The 17638-nt window shown below is 53.1% G+C and carries 15 protein-coding genes and 1 pseudogene; 12 read left to right on the top strand and 4 right to left on the bottom strand.

All coding sequences use genetic code 11. The annotated features are described in order from the left end of the window. Window position 1 precedes the first annotated feature (1 nt). From BLQ99_RS10060 to BLQ99_RS10045, 4 genes are all read right to left on the bottom strand, one after another. Window positions 2–1639, bottom strand: coding sequence for an SGNH/GDSL hydrolase family protein (locus tag BLQ99_RS10060; protein ID WP_093690598.1), 1638 nt, complete (start codon window positions 1637–1639; stop codon window positions 2–4). Window positions 1640–1772: 133 nt separating this feature from the next. Continuing rightward, complete coding sequence (gene hydG / locus BLQ99_RS10055; RefSeq protein ID WP_093690596.1) at window positions 1773–3200, bottom strand: [FeFe] hydrogenase H-cluster radical SAM maturase HydG; 1428 nt, start codon at window positions 3198–3200, stop codon at window positions 1773–1775. Continuing rightward, window positions 3197–3472: a TM1266 family iron-only hydrogenase system putative regulator gene (locus tag BLQ99_RS10050; RefSeq protein ID WP_093690669.1), complete on the bottom strand. Its 276-nt coding sequence runs from the start codon at window positions 3470–3472 to the stop codon at window positions 3197–3199. The genes hydG and BLQ99_RS10050 overlap by 4 nt, the downstream gene beginning before the upstream one ends. 221 nt (window positions 3473–3693) lie before the next feature. Continuing rightward, a complete protein-coding gene (locus BLQ99_RS10045) occupies window positions 3694–4791 on the bottom strand; it encodes a PRK06851 family protein (RefSeq protein ID WP_093690594.1) in 1098 nt (365 codons plus the stop codon). Between the two features lie 200 nt (window positions 4792–4991). Between BLQ99_RS10045 and BLQ99_RS10040 the strand changes: the two genes are divergently transcribed. From BLQ99_RS10040 to BLQ99_RS09985, 12 genes and pseudogenes are all read left to right on the top strand, one after another. Continuing rightward, a complete protein-coding gene (locus tag BLQ99_RS10040; RefSeq protein ID WP_093690592.1) occupies window positions 4992–5612 on the top strand; it encodes a LysE family translocator in 621 nt (206 codons plus the stop codon). Between the two features lie 211 nt (window positions 5613–5823). Then, window positions 5824–7218: a sodium:solute symporter family protein gene (locus tag BLQ99_RS10035; protein ID WP_093690590.1), complete on the top strand. Its 1395-nt coding sequence runs from the start codon at window positions 5824–5826 to the stop codon at window positions 7216–7218. Window positions 7219–7272: 54 nt separating this feature from the next. Continuing rightward, window positions 7273–7668, top strand: a complete 396-nt coding sequence (locus BLQ99_RS10030; protein ID WP_093690588.1) for an ATP-binding protein — start codon at window positions 7273–7275, stop codon at window positions 7666–7668. A gap of 116 nt (window positions 7669–7784) precedes the next feature. Next, on the top strand, window positions 7785–9215 hold the full coding sequence (locus BLQ99_RS10025; RefSeq protein WP_093690586.1) for a sodium:solute symporter family protein: 1431 nt from the start codon (window positions 7785–7787) through the stop codon (window positions 9213–9215). Window positions 9216–9254: 39 nt separating this feature from the next. Next, window positions 9255–9524, top strand: a pseudogene (locus BLQ99_RS10020) (hypothetical protein); the annotation flags it as partial. Beyond that, on the top strand, window positions 9505–9963 hold the full coding sequence (trmL, locus tag BLQ99_RS10015; RefSeq protein ID WP_093690667.1) for a tRNA (uridine(34)/cytosine(34)/5-carboxymethylaminomethyluridine(34)-2'-O)-methyltransferase TrmL: 459 nt from the start codon (window positions 9505–9507) through the stop codon (window positions 9961–9963). The pseudogene BLQ99_RS10020 and the gene trmL, both read left to right, overlap by 20 nt. Before the next feature lie 32 nt (window positions 9964–9995). Then, complete coding sequence (locus BLQ99_RS10010) at window positions 9996–10853, top strand: TIM barrel protein (RefSeq protein WP_093690582.1); 858 nt, start codon at window positions 9996–9998, stop codon at window positions 10851–10853. A gap of 40 nt (window positions 10854–10893) precedes the next feature. Next, window positions 10894–11244: a YlbF/YmcA family competence regulator gene (locus BLQ99_RS10005; RefSeq protein WP_093690580.1), complete on the top strand. Its 351-nt coding sequence runs from the start codon at window positions 10894–10896 to the stop codon at window positions 11242–11244. After that, complete coding sequence (murB, locus tag BLQ99_RS10000; RefSeq protein WP_093690578.1) at window positions 11231–12157, top strand: UDP-N-acetylmuramate dehydrogenase; 927 nt, start codon at window positions 11231–11233, stop codon at window positions 12155–12157. Before BLQ99_RS10005 ends, murB begins: the two co-directional genes overlap by 14 nt. A 105-nt stretch (window positions 12158–12262) precedes the next feature. Continuing rightward, complete coding sequence (locus tag BLQ99_RS09995; protein ID WP_093690576.1) at window positions 12263–13870, top strand: MBL fold metallo-hydrolase RNA specificity domain-containing protein; 1608 nt, start codon at window positions 12263–12265, stop codon at window positions 13868–13870. A 122-nt stretch (window positions 13871–13992) separates the two neighbouring features. Continuing rightward, window positions 13993–15813, top strand: a complete 1821-nt coding sequence (gene typA, locus BLQ99_RS09990; RefSeq protein ID WP_093690574.1) for a translational GTPase TypA — start codon at window positions 13993–13995, stop codon at window positions 15811–15813. A 23-nt stretch (window positions 15814–15836) separates the two neighbouring features. Then, the gene (locus BLQ99_RS09985) at window positions 15837–17537 is read left to right on the top strand and encodes an adenosylcobalamin-dependent ribonucleoside-diphosphate reductase (RefSeq protein WP_093690572.1); all 1701 of its coding nucleotides are present in this window, start codon (window positions 15837–15839) and stop codon (window positions 17535–17537) included. The last annotated feature ends 101 nt before the right edge of the window (window positions 17538–17638 follow it).

Below are 17638 nucleotides of genomic sequence, written 5' to 3'. Positions count from 1 at the left end.
GTTAGCGTGTTACTCTGGCCCAATTGGCATTAATAATTTGGGCCATTAATTTTTTGCCTTCAATGTCGGGGTGCAGGCCGTCAATGGCGTAATGATCGGGTAGTTCACGGGCCGCATCGCAGAAAAAGGGATCAAGGTCGATATAATAGCGCTGCTGGCGGATAAAGCGGTTGACAGCGTCAAATTCCTGGCGCCAGTTAGGCGCCGTCTCTTCTTTAAAAGCGCGGTCGATGGCGGCGGGATTGATGGGCGGCAGGGTGAGGAAGATGGGGCGAATGCCATATTTTACGCATTTATCACGGATCGCCGTTAAGTCTTTTATTACCTCGGACGCCGGCGTACCACCGCGCAGACTGTTGGTTCCGCCGAGAATTATTAGGTATTTGGGGTGAAAGGGCAGGACGTCGCTCTCGAACCGGGCGGCCATGGTCGCCGCCGTATCGCCGCTGCGTCCCAGGTTGACGACAGGAAAGTTAAGGTAGGTCTGAAAACTATATTCCCAATCGGCTGGTGAATAGGAGATGGCGCCGCCGCCATGGGTGATGCTGTCACCGAAAGTGGCGGCGTAATTACCTTTGGAGAGGTCTACGACATACGGAGCGGCATCGGAAAATACGCCGACCGGGTTGCCGGCAGCGTCCAGCCCACGCACCCGCCAGTAATAAGTGCCCGGGCGGATGCGGGGCTCCTCATCATAACAGTCGATACTGGCTACCCGTTTACTCCAGATGCGGTGGCGGGAAGGCGCGATGCCATTAGGGTTTTCCGGGGGCTGGTCGGTCACTTCCACCTCGTAATGCGTGGCGCCTGAAATCGGGATCCACGAGTAGACGGGATAAAGCGGCGTCGGCATACCGTCACGGTTGAGATCGGCATTGATAAGCGGTTTGAGCAACTGGGGAAGGGAACGGTCAATGAAAATTTCCGCTGCGTCGGAAAAAACGCCCAGGGGATGACCATTGTAGTCCAAGGCCCGCACCCGCCAGTAAAGGTGATCGCCGCCATAAGTGGTGAGATCAGCTTGGTAACCGTTGGTAAAGACCTCCTGCGAAGCAAAGAACCGGTGGCGGGATGGCAATATATCGCCCGGGTTTTCGGGCGGTGCGCTCAACAGCTCGATTTCGTAGTAGACAGCACCAGGGACGGTTGTCCAGGTCAGGAAGGGGCGGGCGGGCGCCGGATCGTGATGAGGATAGTGGGAAGTGGCGACCGGCTTTACCGCATGAAAGCTTACAGCAGTAACGTCGGCTACTTCCGCCAGGTTGATTGCTTCTGAATAGCGGCCTACCGGCAGGCGGAGCAGGCTGCGGGCCGTTACCCGCCAGTAGGTGCGGAAGGGAAATTTTTGGTCAATGACGAACTTGTTTTCCCAAGTTCGGTAGCGGGCAATCCGCTCGGTCGGCCCGGCGGGTTGCCGGTCATCGGCCGGCGGATGGTTAAGCACCTCGACTTCATAATAAACAGGATAAGGAAGTTTGTCCCAGATAAGGACATATTCGTTACTAATGGCAGCGATGTTCAGGGCAGGCTTGAAATGGGCCAGTGCACCGCGCAGCCAGCCGTCTGCCGCTACTATTGCCAAGGGAATTATCATCAGGATAAGGATTAAGATAATTTTCGACTTTTTCCAGTGACGCATCAGCTTACACCTATTCGTTGATTGATTTCGGCGGACAGTTATTAGAATTTCCCGAACGGCAAGGCGACTAACCGTTCGATAATAATTTTACGACAAAATACAAAGGAAAAGCCAGTTGGGAAAACCAACTGGCTTAGAAGTACACGTCGCGCGTTCCTGCTTCAATCTGCCGGAGCCGCCGCTCTGTTTCCTCCCGCACCGCCGCTTGCGGAATTTGGTCAAGACTGGCGCGAATTAGCTGTTCGCCTTTGGCCTTGGTCAGGGGATCGGCATAGTCCAGCAGATATTCTTTAAAGGTTAAAATAGCGTTCGGCAGACAAACGTTTTGGATTTCACCGGTTTTAGCCAGCTGCATAAACCGGTCGCCGGTGCGTCCCTGGCGATAGCAGGCGGTGCAATAGCTGGGAATAAACCCTTTATCGCAGAGCATGCGGATTATTTCGTTGGGGGACCGGTGATCGCCAGGCTCGAACTGCATGCCGTTAGCGCAGCTGTCATGCTCGCGGTAAACCTGATGGTAGCCGCCGACACCGGTACACGAGCCGGCGCTGATTTGCGAGACGCCATAGGTAATAAGCTCATCGCGCAGAGACGGCTGCTCGCGGGTGGATAAAATTATGCCGGTGTACGGTACGGCCAGGCGGATAATGGCGACAATTTTCTTAAACTCTTCGTCGCTGACGAGGTGAGGGAATTGGGCAAGATCCATACCGCCCGCCGGACGGAGACGAGGAACCGATATGGTATGTGGCCCGACCCCGAAAGTTTTTTCCAAGTGCTCGGCATGGAGGAAAAGGGCGATTGTCTCGTATTTATAATCATACAGACCGTACAACACGCCGATGCCTACATCATCAATCCCGGCCTGCATGGCCCGGTCCATGGCGGTCGTATGCCAGTTGTAATCGCTTTTCGGTCCGGTTGGGTGCATGGCGGCATATGTCGGTCGGTGGTAGGTTTCTTGAAAGAGGATATAAGTGCCAATGCCTGCGTTCTTTAGTTTGCGATACTCTTCGACCGTGGTCGCCGCCACGTTCACGTTAACGCGGCGAATACTGCCGTTGCCGTCGCGAATGCTATAGATGGCTTTGATGCAGTCTACTACATAATCCATGGGGCAGTTGACCGGATCTTCACCGGCTTCCACGGCCAGCCGCTTGTGGCCGAGCGATTCCAAAATCTCGACTTCTTCCTTGATTTCCGCGAGCGTCAGCCGGCGCCGGAGCTGCTGGCGGTTGCCGGTGCGGTAGCCGCAGTAGACGCAGTTGTTAATGCAGAAGCTGGAGATGTACAGCGGGGCGAACAGGACGATACGGGTGCCGTAAATTGCCAGCTTTACTTTAGCGGCCGCAGTGTACATTTCCCGGAGCAGGTTCGGGTCTTCGACTTCCAGCAGAACGGCTACCTCCTCCGCCGTCAGCCCCCGAAAAGCCAGCGCCTTGTCAATGATGCGGCGTACCAGTGCTTCATCCTTGGCTTTGGTTTTGGCCGCTTCCCGCAGCGACAAGATAAGGGCGTCGTCAATAAAGGCGTCTGAAGTGCGCTCTTGTTCATTAATCATTTTTTCTCCCCCTTTTCTGTCGTGCTTCTGGCAGTAAGGGCCGATTTGACGGTAACGCCGGGTAAATTGCCTAACCGTCCGGTTAACGCGCCTACTTCGTCGGTCGTACCTTCGATAATCAGGGCGATTACGCCGACGTTTTCCTCGTGCCGTGGGACGCCCATGCGGCCGATAATAATATGACTATAGTCACTGATGATGGTGTTTACTCTGTCAACGATCGTTTTGGGTTCATCAATGACAATACCGATTACCCCGATGCGTTTAGCCACTTTGTTTCCTCCCGGCGCAAAATACAAGGCCTTCTCTTGCGCACGCAAAAGAAGGCCAGCTTGCACATGTGCCCTGCTCTTCCTGTGCGCAGGCGGTTGCCCTTGCATGCAGAATTCCGACAGTTTGGTGTTTCCTCTAAAACATGGGTAAGACCCACGTTTTATCAGAACTGATTTTATTATACATCATTTTTCCAGGAAGAGGAACTGGGTCAGAATGATTATTTTTGGGCGTAGGCTAGCACGCGGTCACGCGTTTTTTCCCACAGCTTTTGCACACCGGCAAAATCCATGTTGGGCACATAGTAAGTTTCCAGTACATCATGGAGTTTTTTCGCTCGGTTGATATAAGTAACCGCTTTGGCAAAGAGGTCGAGGTAGGCGCTTTGGGCGAATGCCTTCTCCGCCGCCCATTGGGCGACAAGCCGAGGTTTAAGGCATTCGTTCATGTTGATGGTCTTGCGGGCGTCAAACGGTTTATATGCATGGGGGCCGCAGACGGTGGTAATGCCGACGTTCAATGCGGGAATCAGGACGTGCTCTACTTTCTGCGGGTCAAGCGGACAATAATAGGCTTCTACGTCCAGCCCTTTGGCCACCGCCGTATCTACTACTTTCTGCAGGAGTGTGGCTTTGCCTGTTCCGGGCTCACCGGTGACGATATATCTGGTGGCCATGGTGCCTACCACGGAATCGAGATAGTTAACCGGACCTTCCGGGGTGATGGCTGAGGCGAACAGTTTGCGCACTTTCCCGGCGCCAATCCCGCCAACATCACCGAAAACTTCGCCGATGAGGTCAGCCGTTTTTTGGTTGGCTAATACGGGATCCAGGGCATCGGTATTGACTGCTTCCCAGTCATCGTACAGGGACTTGGCGGCCCGCAGGACGCGGTAGGCTCTTTGAAACAGCGTGCTGATTTCGCGGGTGCAGTCTAAAATAGCCTGCTTGTTGGCGACCATTTTCGCTTCATCCCAAAAATCGCCCAGATGGAGGATTTCGTCGACCCCGCCGGGATGTTTCGGGTCAACGATGTGGGGAGCCGTACCATCGATAAAGGCTACTCGCAGAGCAGGGATGACGACCCCGTCCAAGGAATTGTTATCGCTGGAACAATGGTGGAATTCTACATCATAGCCGCGGCTCGCCATAACGTCGCCTATTTTTTTCATAAATGTTGATTTGCCGACACCGGGTCCGCCCTTGATGACAAAGATGCGAGTGGCTTCGCCGCTGGGGATTATGTAGTCATAATAGGAAAAAAAACCCTGGGGAGTATTGCCGCCTGGGAAGACGTGCTTAATTTTGCCTTTTAACATGGGTAATTCCTCCTTGCCTTTACACTGCCCCTGATTTACGATATAGGATATGGGGGGGCGCCAACAAGTGTGCCGACCGGTGCGGGAAAAAAAGCCGGCACGCATAGAATAAAGCAAAGGCAAAAAAGGCTAAAAATATAAAAATAGGTGCTTTTTTGTCGTAATTTCCTAAACTATTGCCGTGCCAAGGAGAGAGGTCGATGGATCTTGGCGTCTTTATAAAAGGGGTTATAATTGGTTTTTCCATTGCTGCACCCGTCGGGCCGATTGGGGTGCTGTGCATCCGCCGCACACTGGCCGAGGGACGGGCGTCAGGTTTTTTGTCCGGGCTGGGCGCAGCTACTGCCGATACCCTTTACGGGTGTATCGCCGGCTTTGGGTTGACCTTTGTGGCTAATTTTCTCACAACACAGCATGCGCTATTGCGGTTTGCCGGCGGCCTGTGTCTATGCATGTTGGGCCTTAAGACTTTTTTTAACAAACCGGCTTCACAGCCGGCGGCGGTGAGGGGCAAGGGGCTGGCGGCCGCCTATTTTTCCACTTTTTTGCTGACCTTGACTAATCCGCTTACTATTCTTGCTTTTGCCGCCATTTTTGCCGCGCTCGGCATCAAAGGGTCAGGCGTTAGTTTCTGGGCGGCGATTATGTTGATAGGCGGCGTTTTTTTGGGATCGACCCTGTGGTGGTTTCTGTTAAGCAGTTTGGTAAGCACTCTCCGCGCTAAGGTGGATGTGCGCGGTCTCCATTGGATTAACCGCGTATCGGGGATCATTATTACGGCTTTTGGCGTCTTGGTGTTGCTTAATATCTTTGAGCCATGAGCCCAGTGAGGGAAGAGACCTTTGCCCAAGATGCCCGGTGAAGGGCTTTTTTTTGAGGTGCTTAAAATTGGGGAAAAAAACGGAAGTAATGGCAGGGGATTGGTGCTAGACAGAGAACAATATAGAATTAGCCGGCTGTACCGTAGCTTAATATTGGGGGCAGGGAAAGCAGGAAACGGATTTGCTGCACTTGCGGGCGGGGGGCAAAGGTATGCTTCTTTCACCAGTACATATGATCGGATTGCTCGTAACATTGACTGCCGTAACGGTGACAGGACTATATGCAGCGCGTAAGGTAAGAAATGCCGCTGATTTTGCCGTCGGCGGGCATAAGTCGGGGGTGACGATGATCGCCGGGACAATCATCGGTACGATCATCGGCGGCGCTTCTACCGTCGGTACCGCTCAACTTGCATTTACCGTCGGGTTGTCCGCGTGGTGGTTTACCCTTGGCACGGGGATAGCCTTGCTCGTTATGGGTCTGTTTTACGCTGCGCCGCTGCGAAAGTCAAATCTGCAGACTATGCCGCAATATCTTGCTATCAGTTACGGACCGCTGGCCGGGCCGCTTACCAGTTTGGCGTCGTCGATCGGCATTTTTTTCAGCATTGTCTCCAGCATTCTGGCGGCGGTACCGATTATCAGCGCAATTTTTCAAATTGACGCCGCCTATGCTGCCGGCATTGTCTTTTTTCTTATCGTCGTCTATGTCTTTTTTGGCGGTGTCTGGGGTACAGGACTAATTGGTACGCTGAAGACGGTCCTAATTTATATCACACTAGTGGCCGTTGGCGCCCTGACTTATACAGGAATGGGCGGTGTGACCGGCTTCTTGCAGGCCTTTCCTGCCGACCCGTGGCTTAATTTGGTAGGCCGGGGATTATGGGCTGATCTTGGCAGCGCGCTGTCATTGCTAGTCGGTACCATATCTACCCAAACGTATATTCAGGCAATTTATGCTGCCCGTGATATTCAAGCGGCCAGGCGGGGGGCGGTGGTGGCCGCCCTTATTACCTTGCCGGCAGGGATTCCGGCCGTCATGGCAGGCATGTATATGCGGGTTCATCATCCCACGATTGCCCCGATTGACGCGCTGCCACTATTCATTCTTTATTACTTGCCGCCATGGCTTGGCGGGGTCGCTATTGCCGCGCTGCTCTTAGCGGCGATTGGCTCAGCCGCAGGTTTGGCCCTCGGCGTTGCTACCATGTTGTCGCGCGACATTCTTAGCGAAGTGTGGGGAATTAGCGGCGACCGGCGGCTGCTGTGGGCTAACCGCATTGCTGTGTTGGGGGTTACGTTATTGGCTACGCTCTTTACCTTTGGTAACTTAAAATCACTTGTATTAGAGTGGAATTTTCTATCAATGGGTTTACGCGGAGCCGGCATCTTTTTACCACTGACAGCAGCCGTATTCTGGCCGGGGCGCATTGGGCCGGCTTATGCCATTTGGTCCATGGCGGGGGGCGCCGGCGCCGCGCTTCTTTGGAAAATCCTTTTTCCATCCGGCATTGACCCGCTATATGCAGGCCTTGGCGTTAATGCGCTAATGCTGGCGGCGGGAGCAGTTGCTCGGCAACCAGGAAAGATGGCGGGTGAGCCTTAATCTTGGTGAATTGTGGATATAATATTACTAAATTGTAGTGAAAGGCTGGTTAAAATGGTAAAAGCGGTCAAACGAAAAATTATAAAAATTAATGAAGAGCTTTGTACCGGTTGCGGCAAGTGTGTGGCGCCTTGTGTAGAAGGCGCTATCGAAATTGTTAATGGCAAAGCAAAAGTGCGGCGGGAGGAGTTATGTGACGGTGCCGGCTTTTGCATCGGCACCTGTCCTACGGGCGCACTTACTTTAGAAGAACGGGAAGCGGTGCCCTTTGACGAAGAGGCGGTACACGCCCATAAGCGGCAAATCGCCGATCGACCGGAATTCAATGTGGTAATGAAATGTCATATGTGCGGCACAACCGAGCACGAGCGGCCGCTGTTGCCGATTAAGACCAAGGGAGAAAGCGATTGGGTATGCGTGCGGTGTATTCCGCGCCTGATCCATGGCTGATGCCCTGCCTGCCATTTTGCGGGCAGGTTTTTATATGACCGCCGCTATATAGCTCATTTGGCCGGACAAGGTAGATATACCGGGTTTCTGTCCGCCTAGCGACCGAGGTGAAATGGATGAACCATTACTTAATGGCAATCGTTTTTTATGCCGTGCTACTCATCCTGACCGGGTTTATCGTTACCCGGTATGTCAAAGGAGCAGCCGACTTTTTCGTGGCCGGGCGCCAATTAGGCCCGGGACTATTGTTTACAACACTGATTGCCGCCAATATTGGCGCCGGTTCGACGGTAGGCGTAACAGGCATTGCTTATCAACACGGCCTTTCGGCCTGGTGGTGGATCGGCACGTCGGCCGTAGGCTCGTTAGTTTTAGCCTATTTTGTCGGGCCGCAAATCTGGCAAGTGGCGCAAAAATATAACTTGTATACCCTCGGCGACTATTTGGATATGCGTTATTCACGTTATTTTCGCGGCCTTATTGCGCTAATGATGGCGGTGGGAACGCTTGCTCTTTTTGCCGGTCAGTTGATCGGCATCGCCTGGATTTTGGGGGTAGTCGCCGGCGTGGGCAAGACGATGGGAATAATCATCGGCGCGATGGTTACAACCTTGTATTTTGCCGCCGGCGGCCTCCTCTCCGCGGTAATTGTCAATATTCTTGAGGTTGCCGTGATTTTTGCCGGGTTTGTTATTGCCGCGCCATATGCAATGAATTTTGTTGGCGGTTTCAGCGGACTGGAAAAGCTCATTGCTCAAAACGCCGGAAGCGCCGAGGCTGCTCGGTACTTTCGGTGGGATGGCATAGGTCTGACGACAATTATCGGCTATTTTCTCATGCTTACGCCTTCGTTCTTTATTTCGCCGGGATTGATTGGCAAGGTTTACGGAGCGAAGGACATTGAGGCCGTGAAAAGCGGCACGGCTTGGAACGCTATTGTCCAGTTTGGTTTCGCCTTTTTACCGGCTCTGCTTGGCATGTGCGCTTACGCCGTTTTTCCGAATTTGTCGCAACGGGAGCTTGCGCTGCCGGTGGCCATGAAAGAGCTAATGCCGTTCTGGGTTTCGGCTTTGGCCCTGGCGGCCATTTTTGCCGCCGAAGTCAGCACCGCTGACGCTGTGCTTTATATGCTGGCCACTTCCTTTACCAAAGACTTATATAAGACTTTTATCAATCCCAATATTCCTGATGCCAGTTTGCTCAAAGCCGGCCGGATTGTCAGCCTGGTCTCCGGTCTCCTGGGCGTAGGCATGGCGCTACTATTGCCCAACATTATAACCGCCCTATCCATCTTTTACAGCCTGATGGCGGCTTCGTTGACGGCGCCGCTGTTATTCGGACTCTTTTCTGCCCGGCCGACGACAACGGCAGCGTTTGTTTCGGCCATTGTCGGGGTCGCAACGACCGTAGTGCTTCACTTCGGTAATCACGGCAAGGGGCTGTGGATTTTAAACGCCCAATCTACCGGCATTCTAGCGGCCATTGTTGTCATGATCGTCCTGATGTATGTTGCGCCGACGAAAAAGCCGGCGCCCGGAAGGTCTTAGGCTGTATGGCACAAGAGAGAGGCGGTTTCACCACCCACCACTGTGGGCGTGACGGCCTGTCTTGAGCCGGTTATCGCCGCCGTAGTGGCTTATTTTGGCCTGGGGGAAACAATGGGCTGGGTGCAAGTCCTGGGTAGGGTACTGATCGTGGCGGCAGTTATCATGCTGCAGCTGAATCCTGCGGAAGAGGAAAACGCGCTCTCTGGGGAAACTTCCCGCCGGACGGTGCAGGAAAAAGCATCAGAAAAAAGCATAAATTTGCATGTGAATGAGCGGGGTGAATTTGATGTTGCATATTGTCCTGGTTGAACCGGAGATACCCGGCAATACGGGCAATATCGCGCGCCTCTGCGCTGCTACTTGCTGTGAACTTCATTTAGTAAAACCGCTTGGTTTTTCAACCGATGACCGTCATTTGAAGCGGGCGGGACTCGACTATTGGCATCTGGTGAAGGTGCATTATCACGAAAACTTTCAGGAAGTAGCCGACCGCTATGCCGGTCACAATTTCTATTTCAATACTACCAAAGCCCATAAGCGTTATACCGATATCCGCTATAACGTCGGTGATGTGCTTGTTTTCGGCAAAGAGACGGCCGGTCTTCCCGAGGAGCTTTTACGCGCCCACTTGCCTAATTGCATTCGTATTCCCATGCTCGAGGATGCCCGATCGCTCAATCTTTCCAACGCCGTAGCCGTCGTTGCTTATGAGGCGCTGCGTCAGCTTGGTTTTCCGGGGCTGCGCTGATAAAATACGCAAAATAGTGAGGGATGATTTCGTTGTACGCGCAATTTGGTCCGGCTGGCAACCCGGATGCTTTTTACCAGGCAGGTTATAAAGCTTCGGTCGATATGCCGCAGTGGCTGGCCGGTCTTGGTCTTACCGCCTATGAATATCAGTGCAGCCGGGGAGTAACCATCCGGCCGGAAACGGCAGCGGCGATCGGCCGACAGGCGGCGGAGTATAATATTAAACTCAGCATCCATGCGCCATACTATATCAACTTGGCAACCGAGGACGCCCAAATAGCCGCCAATACCAAAAAGCACCTGCTAAAAGCGCTGGAAGCGGCCCAGTGGATGGGCGCCGACCGGGTGGTGTTCCACCCCGGCGGGCCGGGCCGGCAGGAACGGCGACGAGCGATGGAACAGGTCAAGCGGCTGTTCGCCGATATATTAGCCGAGGCCGAACGGCAGGGACTTAATTCCGTGTTGCTTGCGCCGGAAACGATGGGTAAACAGAACCAGCTTGGGACGCTGGACGAAGTGTTGGAGTTATGCCGTATGGCAAAATGGGTGGTGCCGGCGGTTGACTTTGGCCATTTGCATGCCGTTACCGGCGGACAGTATGCTACCCGTGAGGAATTTGCCGCCGTGTTTGACAAAGTAGCGGCTGAATTAGGGGAGGAAGTGGCGGCCAACTTGCATATCCATTTTAGCAGGATTGAGTTTACAAAGGCCGGGGAGAAAAAACACTGGACCTTTGATGACCCCTTCGGGCCGCCCTATGAACCGCTGCTAGAGGTAATTGCCGAGCGGCGCTATACGCCGCGCCTTATCTGTGAATCGGCAGGGACACAGGCCCGGGATGCCAAAATCATGCAGGAATTCTATTTTCATCGCTTGAATAATTGGTAATGATACGCATAATATAAATTTGTAAATGTGAGGGATGGCAATGCTTGTTTACGACAAAACCCATGAGCTCGCCCGCGCCCTTAAACACTCGGACGAATATCGCGCTTTGCTTGCTGCCCAACAAGCAATTGCTGCCGACGAGCAGACGCTCAAAATGGTAAAGGAATTTTTGGCTAAGCAGATGGAAGTGGAATATGAGGCGCTCGCCGGTAAAGGCGAGGATAAGGCGCGTGCCGAGCAGCTCCAAAAGCTGTACGAGTTGCTGATGCTAAACAGTAAAGCCAAAGATTTTATCCAGGCATATTTTCGGTTTCAGCGGATGATGGCGGATGTCTATAAAATTATTGGCGAAGCAGTCGCCGAAGGGCTGGATTTTTTTGTTAAACGATAACGAGCGTCAGGAATTTCTAAACAAGCTTAAAGATATAGCCAGCGCCGACCGGGTGCGAACAGACGAACCCATGACGCAGCACACTACTTTCCGTATTGGCGGACCGGCCGACTTTTTCTTTGTACCGGCATCGACCGGCGAGGTGGCGGCAGCCCTGGCCCTTGCGGCCAAGTTTGGCGTGCCGGTGACCGTATTAGGCAATGGGTCCAATGTGCTCGTATTGGATAAAGGAATTCGGGGCTTAGTCATCAAGTTTGATGAGCACATGGGTTATATCCGCCATACAGGGGCGCATATTTATGCCGGTGCCGGCGCCTCCCTGGGTGACGTGTCCCGCTACGCCGCCTGTCAGGGCCTGACCGGCATGGAATTTGCCGTCGGTATTCCGGGCAGTGTAGGCGGCGCGGTCTTTATGAATGCCGGTGCTTACGACGGGGAAATGGGACAGGTTGTGTGCGCTGTAATCGCGGTTTGTCCTGACGGCACTTTAAAGCGGTTTACCAACGCCGATATAGACTTCGGTTACCGGCATAGCGTGTTTCAGGAAAACAAATGCGTCATTTGCGAGGTTGAACTGGCGTTAAAGGTAGGCAGTACCGCTGAAATCAGCCGTAAAATGGACGAATACACCAACCGCCGGGAGGCCAAACAGCCGGTGGAAATGCCCAGTGCCGGCAGCACCTTTAAGCGGCCGCCAGGCTATTATGCCGGGACGTTGATTGAGCAGACCGGATTGAAAGGCCTGCGGATCGGTGGCGCCCAAGTTTCCGACAAACACGCCGGCTTTATCATAAACGCCGGCGGAGCAACGGCCCAAGACGTACTGGCTCTTATCAGGGAAGTGCAGCGGCGGGTGCACGAGAAGTTTAATGTCCAACTTCAGCCAGAGGTCCGGATTATCGGTGAGGAATGACGGTTTTGCTAATGCAAGGCCGTCATCTGTTTTTTAATGGAGGAATATGGCGAGCGGCGTGGAAAAGACATATTCTATGATAATTGCATTAAAGGAGTGGAGAGAGTGCGCCTGACGTTTTTAGGGGCGGCCATGATGGTCACCGGCTCGTCTTACCTTATTGAGACGGGAGAAGAAAAGTTTCTCGTTGATTGCGGCATGTTTCAGGGATCTAAGGCCATTAGCGCTTTTAATCGCCGCGATTTTCCCTATAATCCCGCCGAAATCGACTATGTGCTCTTGACCCATGCCCATATCGACCATAGTGGGCTGCTACCTAAACTATGTAAAGCCGGATTTAAAGGCCCTATTTACGCTACTAAAGTAACGACGGAACTATGCGGCATTATGCTGCCTGATAGCGCTCATATCCAGGAGTTTGACGCCGAAATTGAAAACCGCAAAGGTAAGCGGGCGGGGCGCAAGCCGGTAGAGCCGCTATATACCGTACCTGATGCCTATGACTGTCTAAAACAATTTTCCGCTGTTTCCTACGATAAGGAGATCAGCCTGTCGCCCAATGTGCGGGTACGGTTTCGTGACGCTGGGCATATTCTAGGGTCGGCGATGGTTGAAATTTGGATCACGGAGCAAGGACAAACGACGAAACTCGTTTTTTCCGGCGACCTAGGCCAGCCTGACCAGCCAATTCTTAAGGATCCTGTCACCATCAGCGACGCCGATTATGTCATAGTCGAGTCAACCTATGGTAACCGCCGGCATGAGCGCTATGACCGGGAAGAGGCGTTAGCGCAAATTGTTAACGAAACGATCGGTCGCGGCGGCAATATTGTTATTCCCGCTTTTGCCGTTGGGCGTACTCAGACCATATTATATTACCTGCATAAGCTGTTAAAGGCCGGCAAGATACCAGATGTACCGGTTTTTATCGACAGTCCGCTGGCTATTTCGGCCACTGACATTTTTTTACACAACCCGCAGGAATATGACAATGAAGCCTATGACCTGTACTGCCGGCAGCGCGATAATCCGCTGCGGCTGCCGCAGCTGGTCTTCACTCGGACTGCCGAAGAATCAAAAGCGATCAATAATCTTGAGAAGCCAGCCATTATTATCTCAGCCAGCGGCATGGCGGACGCGGGCCGCATCCTTCACCATCTCAAACATAATTTATGGCGGCCGGAAGCCAGTGTCCTACTGGTAGGCTATCAGGCCCAGGGCAGCTTGGGGCGAAGACTGCTGGACGGCGCCAAACGGGTAAAGATTCTCGGCGAAGAAATCAGTGTAAAAGCCAAAATTTATAACCTTGACGGTTTTTCGGCCCATGCTGACCAAGAGCAGCTATTAACTTGGTTGTCCCACTTTGAGAACAAGCCAGCCCAGGTTTTTGTCGTCCACGGTGAGCGTGACACGTCCGAGCCTTTTGCGACGCTCATTGCCGAAAGACTGGGATTTGCGGCTACTATCCCGGGTTATGGGGATGCGGCCGTCATAGCCGGCCGAGAATGGCAGTTGGAAAAATCGCAGCTTATTACGATCGACCCTGCCTTACAACAGTTTCACGACTACCTTACCCGGCTGGAAAGCGTTTATGCCGCCTATCGTTTGCGTTTGGAACGGATGGTGGCGGCCGACGCCGGCAAACTACCGGAAATTGTTCGGCGGCTGGAGAAAATCAATGCTTTTGTGCAAAAAACGCTGGGTGATTTATAAAGAAGGTCAAACGTTAATAATTGACAGGCAGTCTATCGCATAATATATTGATATGTATTGACACTAAGGATGCAATGAAACAAGGCATCCTTTTTGCTTTACCCAGAGGAGGACTAGTTAAAATGCAGCGCACAGACTTACGCAATATTGCCATCATCGCCCATGTCGACCATGGTAAGACGACGCTGGTAGACGCCATGCTAAAACAAAGCGGCATCTTTCGGGCAAACGAACAAGTAGCCGAACGTGTTCTCGACTCAAATGAACTGGAACGGGAACGGGGTATTACCATTCTTTCGAAAAACACGGCTATTACATATAAAGGCATAAAAATTAATATTGTCGATACGCCTGGTCATGCCGATTTCGGGGGAGAGGTCGAGCGCGTCCTTAACATGGTGGACGGCGTTCTGCTGCTGGTTGATGCTTTCGAAGGCCCCATGCCCCAGACGAAATATGTACTGCGTAAAGCGTTGGCGCAACAACTTAAACCTATTGTCGTCATCAACAAAATTGACCGGCCTGACCGGCGGATTGACGATGTGCTTGACGAGGTACTGGAACTGTTTATTGAACTGGAAGCAAACGACGAGCAGCTCGATTTTCCTGTCGTATACGCTTCGGCCCGCGCAGGTGTGGCCAAGCTCAATATGGAAGACGAAGGCGCCAATTTGGAACCGTTGTTTGATCTTTTAGTCAAGACCATTCCTGCCCCTACCGGTGATATCGACGGTCCTCTGCAGATTATGGTGACAACGCTGGATTATGATGACTATGTGGGACGCATCGCCATCGGGCGCGTTATGCGGGGACGTGTTGCCAGCGGGCAAACGGTATCGCTGATTAACGGCGATACAGAAAAGAAAGCCAAAATTGGCCGGTTATATGTGTATGAGGGGCTTAAGCGGTTGGAGGTGAAAGAGGCGGCGCTGGGAGATATAGTTGCCATTACCGGCCTGGAAGGAGTGAACATCGGCGACACCATCGCCGACCCCGAATGTCCGGAAGCGTTGCCCTCCATCAGTATTGACGAACCGACCTTGGCCATGATGTTCAGTGTCAATACCAGTCCCTTTGCCGGCAAGGAAGGCCAGTTCGTTACTTCCCGCCATCTGCGGGACCGCTTGTTCCGCGAGGCCGAGACCAATGTCAGTCTGCGGGTAGCGGAAACAGACAGCCCCGATACCTTTGAAGTAGCCGGCCGGGGAGAACTGCATCTTTCCATCTTAATTGAGACGATGCGGCGGGAAGGCTACGAATTTCAGGTAGGCAAACCAAAAGTTATATATAAAACCATCAACGGACAGCTTTGTGAGCCGATGGAGTTTTTAACCATTGACGTACCACAGGAGTACATGGGCCCGGTCATGGAAGCGCTAGGTACAAGAAGGGCGGAACTTGTCAACATGGTCGAACTGGCCGGCTATCTCCGCATGGAATTTGTCATTCCGGCCCGGGGCCTGATTGGTTTTCGTTCAGAACTTTTAACTAATACTAAGGGCCATGGCATTATGCACCATGTTTTTCACGGCTATGCTCCGTATAAAGGCGATATACCGGGGCGGACACGGGGTGCACTGGTAGCCTTTGAAGACGGGGAAACGACCGCCTACGGCATATACAGTCTCCAAGACCGCGGCGTAATGTTCGTTGTTCCCGGTCAAGCCGTGTACCAGGGGATGATTGTGGGGGAAAACGCGCGGGAAATGGATATGGACGTCAACCCGTGTAAAAAGAAGCATGTTACCAATATGCGTTCCAGTTCGGCCGATGAGGCCATCCGTCTGACGCCGCCGCGGATCCTCAGCCTGGAGCAGGCCTTAGAATATATCAATGATGACGAATTGGTTGAAGTTACACCCCAAAATATTCGTTTACGCAAAGTTATTCTGGACCGGCATGAGCGGGCAAAGGCACGGAAAAACAGCGGTTTGGGAGCCTAATGACCCAAACAAAGGAGGGGGCTATGCTGTCAGGTGAGGCGATGACAGTTCTGAATGCCCGCTATTTGCGGGAAGGAGAAACGCCGGAAAAAATGTTTTGGCGGGTGGCCGAGTATGTGGCCGAAGCGGAAGCCTTTCATGGCGGGGATAAACAGGCGGCTTGCCAGGAATATTACGACATAATGGCAGGACTTGAGTTTTTGCCTAATTCGCCGACGCTTATGAACGCCGGGCGCAAGCAGGCGCAGATGGCCGCTTGTTTTGTCCTGCCGGTGGATGATTCGCTGGGCGACATCTTTGATACCCTAAAGCATGCCGCATTGATCCATCAGAGCGGCGGCGGCACCGGTTTTTCGTTTTCTCGTATCCGTCCCAAGGGCGACCGTATTTCCGGCACAAATGGCCTGGCTAGCGGTCCGGTCTCATTTCTGCATGTCTATGATGCCGCTACTGAGGTAGTGCGGCAGGGCGCCGTGCGGCGAGGGGCCAATATGGCGGTGCTGCGGGTCGACCATCCTGATATTGAGGAATTCATTACCGTCAAACGGGACCGTACCGTATTAAATAATTTTAACCTTTCGGTGGGAATTACGGATGCATTTATGGCGGCGGTAGCGCAGGACCGTTCCTTTGCGCTCGTACATCCCCGCACCGGCCGTACCGTCCGTCAAGTCCCGGCGCGCCGCCTATTTGATCTTATGGCGGCAATGGCCTGGGAAAATGGCGAGCCGGGCCTGTTTTTCCTGGATACCGTTAACCGGGCTAACCCAACACCGCATTTAGGCATTTTTGAGGCGCCCAACCCTTGCTCCGAGCAGCCTCTGCTGGCCTATGAGTCTTGTGTTTTGGGGTCGGTTAACCTTGCCAAAATGGTGGCTGCCGATGGGCAGGGCCTTGATTACGACCGCTTGAGCGGGGTCGTTCGCCGGGCAGTCCGGTTTCTGGATAATGTTATTGACCGGAATTGGTATCCTTTGCCGGCTGTGGCGGAAGCGACGCTGCGCACCCGGAAAATTGGCTTGGGCATCATGGGATTGGCCGACCTCTTCATTATGCTTGACATTCCTTACGGCAGTAAACAAGCGGTACTGCTGACGGCGGACATTATGCGTTTTATTACCGCCGAAGCCCGCCGCGAGTCAGCAAGACTGGCGGCAAAACGAGGGCCTTTTCCCGCTTACCCTGGCAGTATTTATGAGCACAGCATCGGGCCTGTCCGCAATGCCACTGTTACTACTATCGCCCCGACAGGGACAATCAGCATTATCGCCAACTGTTCGAGCGGCATTGAGCCCTTGTTTGCCCTTGCCTTTTCCCGGCATGTGCTCGGCGGGCAAGTGCTGGCGAGCATTAACCCTACCGTGCTCGCCTACCTGGATAAGCGCGGCCTATTGACAGCAGACGTTGAAGAAGCAATCAAGCGTCAGGGAAGCGTAAGGAATACCGGACTTGCTTATCATGTCAAACAAGTACTTGCCACCGCCCATGAAATCCGTCCCGTATGGCATGTGGCCCATTTGGCCGCCGCCCAGCGGTATACTGATAATGCCGTGTCCAAAACGGTCAACCTGCCGCATAAGGTCACACCGCAGGATGTGGCGCGCATTTTTTCCCTGGCATACCGCAGCGGCTGCAAAGGCGTCACCGTATACCGGGATGGCAGCCGTAACCAGCAGGTGCTAGTGCAAGGAGTTGCGGCCAATTGCCCCCTTTGTCAGGAGTGAGAGGCCATTTGCATAAAAAAACAAAAAATGTCGCTTATTAGCAGGAAAAATGACAAAGGTGTCGAAGATTTACCAAAAAATGGCGATAATTTAGGGATGAT

Origin of the sequence: Sporolituus thermophilus DSM 23256 (assembly GCF_900102435.1) — a bacterium.
Classification (GTDB): domain Bacteria; phylum Bacillota; class Negativicutes; order Sporomusales; family Thermosinaceae; genus Thermosinus; species Thermosinus thermophilus.
This window is presented reverse-complemented; position numbering and strand designations above follow the sequence as displayed.

Coding starts and splice junctions, on each gene's coding strand:
- BLQ99_RS10060 (WP_093690598.1), bottom strand. CDS start 1,639: ATGCGTCACTGGAAAAAGTCGAAAATTATCTTAATCCTTATCCTGATG.
- hydG (WP_093690596.1), bottom strand. CDS start 3,200: ATGATTAATGAACAAGAGCGCACTTCAGACGCCTTTATTGACGACGCC.
- BLQ99_RS10045 (WP_093690594.1), bottom strand. CDS start 4,791: ATGTTAAAAGGCAAAATTAAGCACGTCTTCCCAGGCGGCAATACTCCC.
- BLQ99_RS10040 (WP_093690592.1), top strand. CDS start 4,992: ATGGATCTTGGCGTCTTTATAAAAGGGGTTATAATTGGTTTTTCCATT.
- BLQ99_RS10035 (WP_093690590.1), top strand. CDS start 5,824: ATGCTTCTTTCACCAGTACATATGATCGGATTGCTCGTAACATTGACT.
- BLQ99_RS10030 (WP_093690588.1), top strand. CDS start 7,273: ATGGTAAAAGCGGTCAAACGAAAAATTATAAAAATTAATGAAGAGCTT.
- BLQ99_RS10025 (WP_093690586.1), top strand. CDS start 7,785: ATGAACCATTACTTAATGGCAATCGTTTTTTATGCCGTGCTACTCATC.
- BLQ99_RS10005 (WP_093690580.1), top strand. CDS start 10,894: ATGCTTGTTTACGACAAAACCCATGAGCTCGCCCGCGCCCTTAAACAC.
- typA (WP_093690574.1), top strand. CDS start 13,993: ATGCAGCGCACAGACTTACGCAATATTGCCATCATCGCCCATGTCGAC.
- BLQ99_RS09985 (WP_093690572.1), top strand. CDS start 15,837: ATGCTGTCAGGTGAGGCGATGACAGTTCTGAATGCCCGCTATTTGCGG.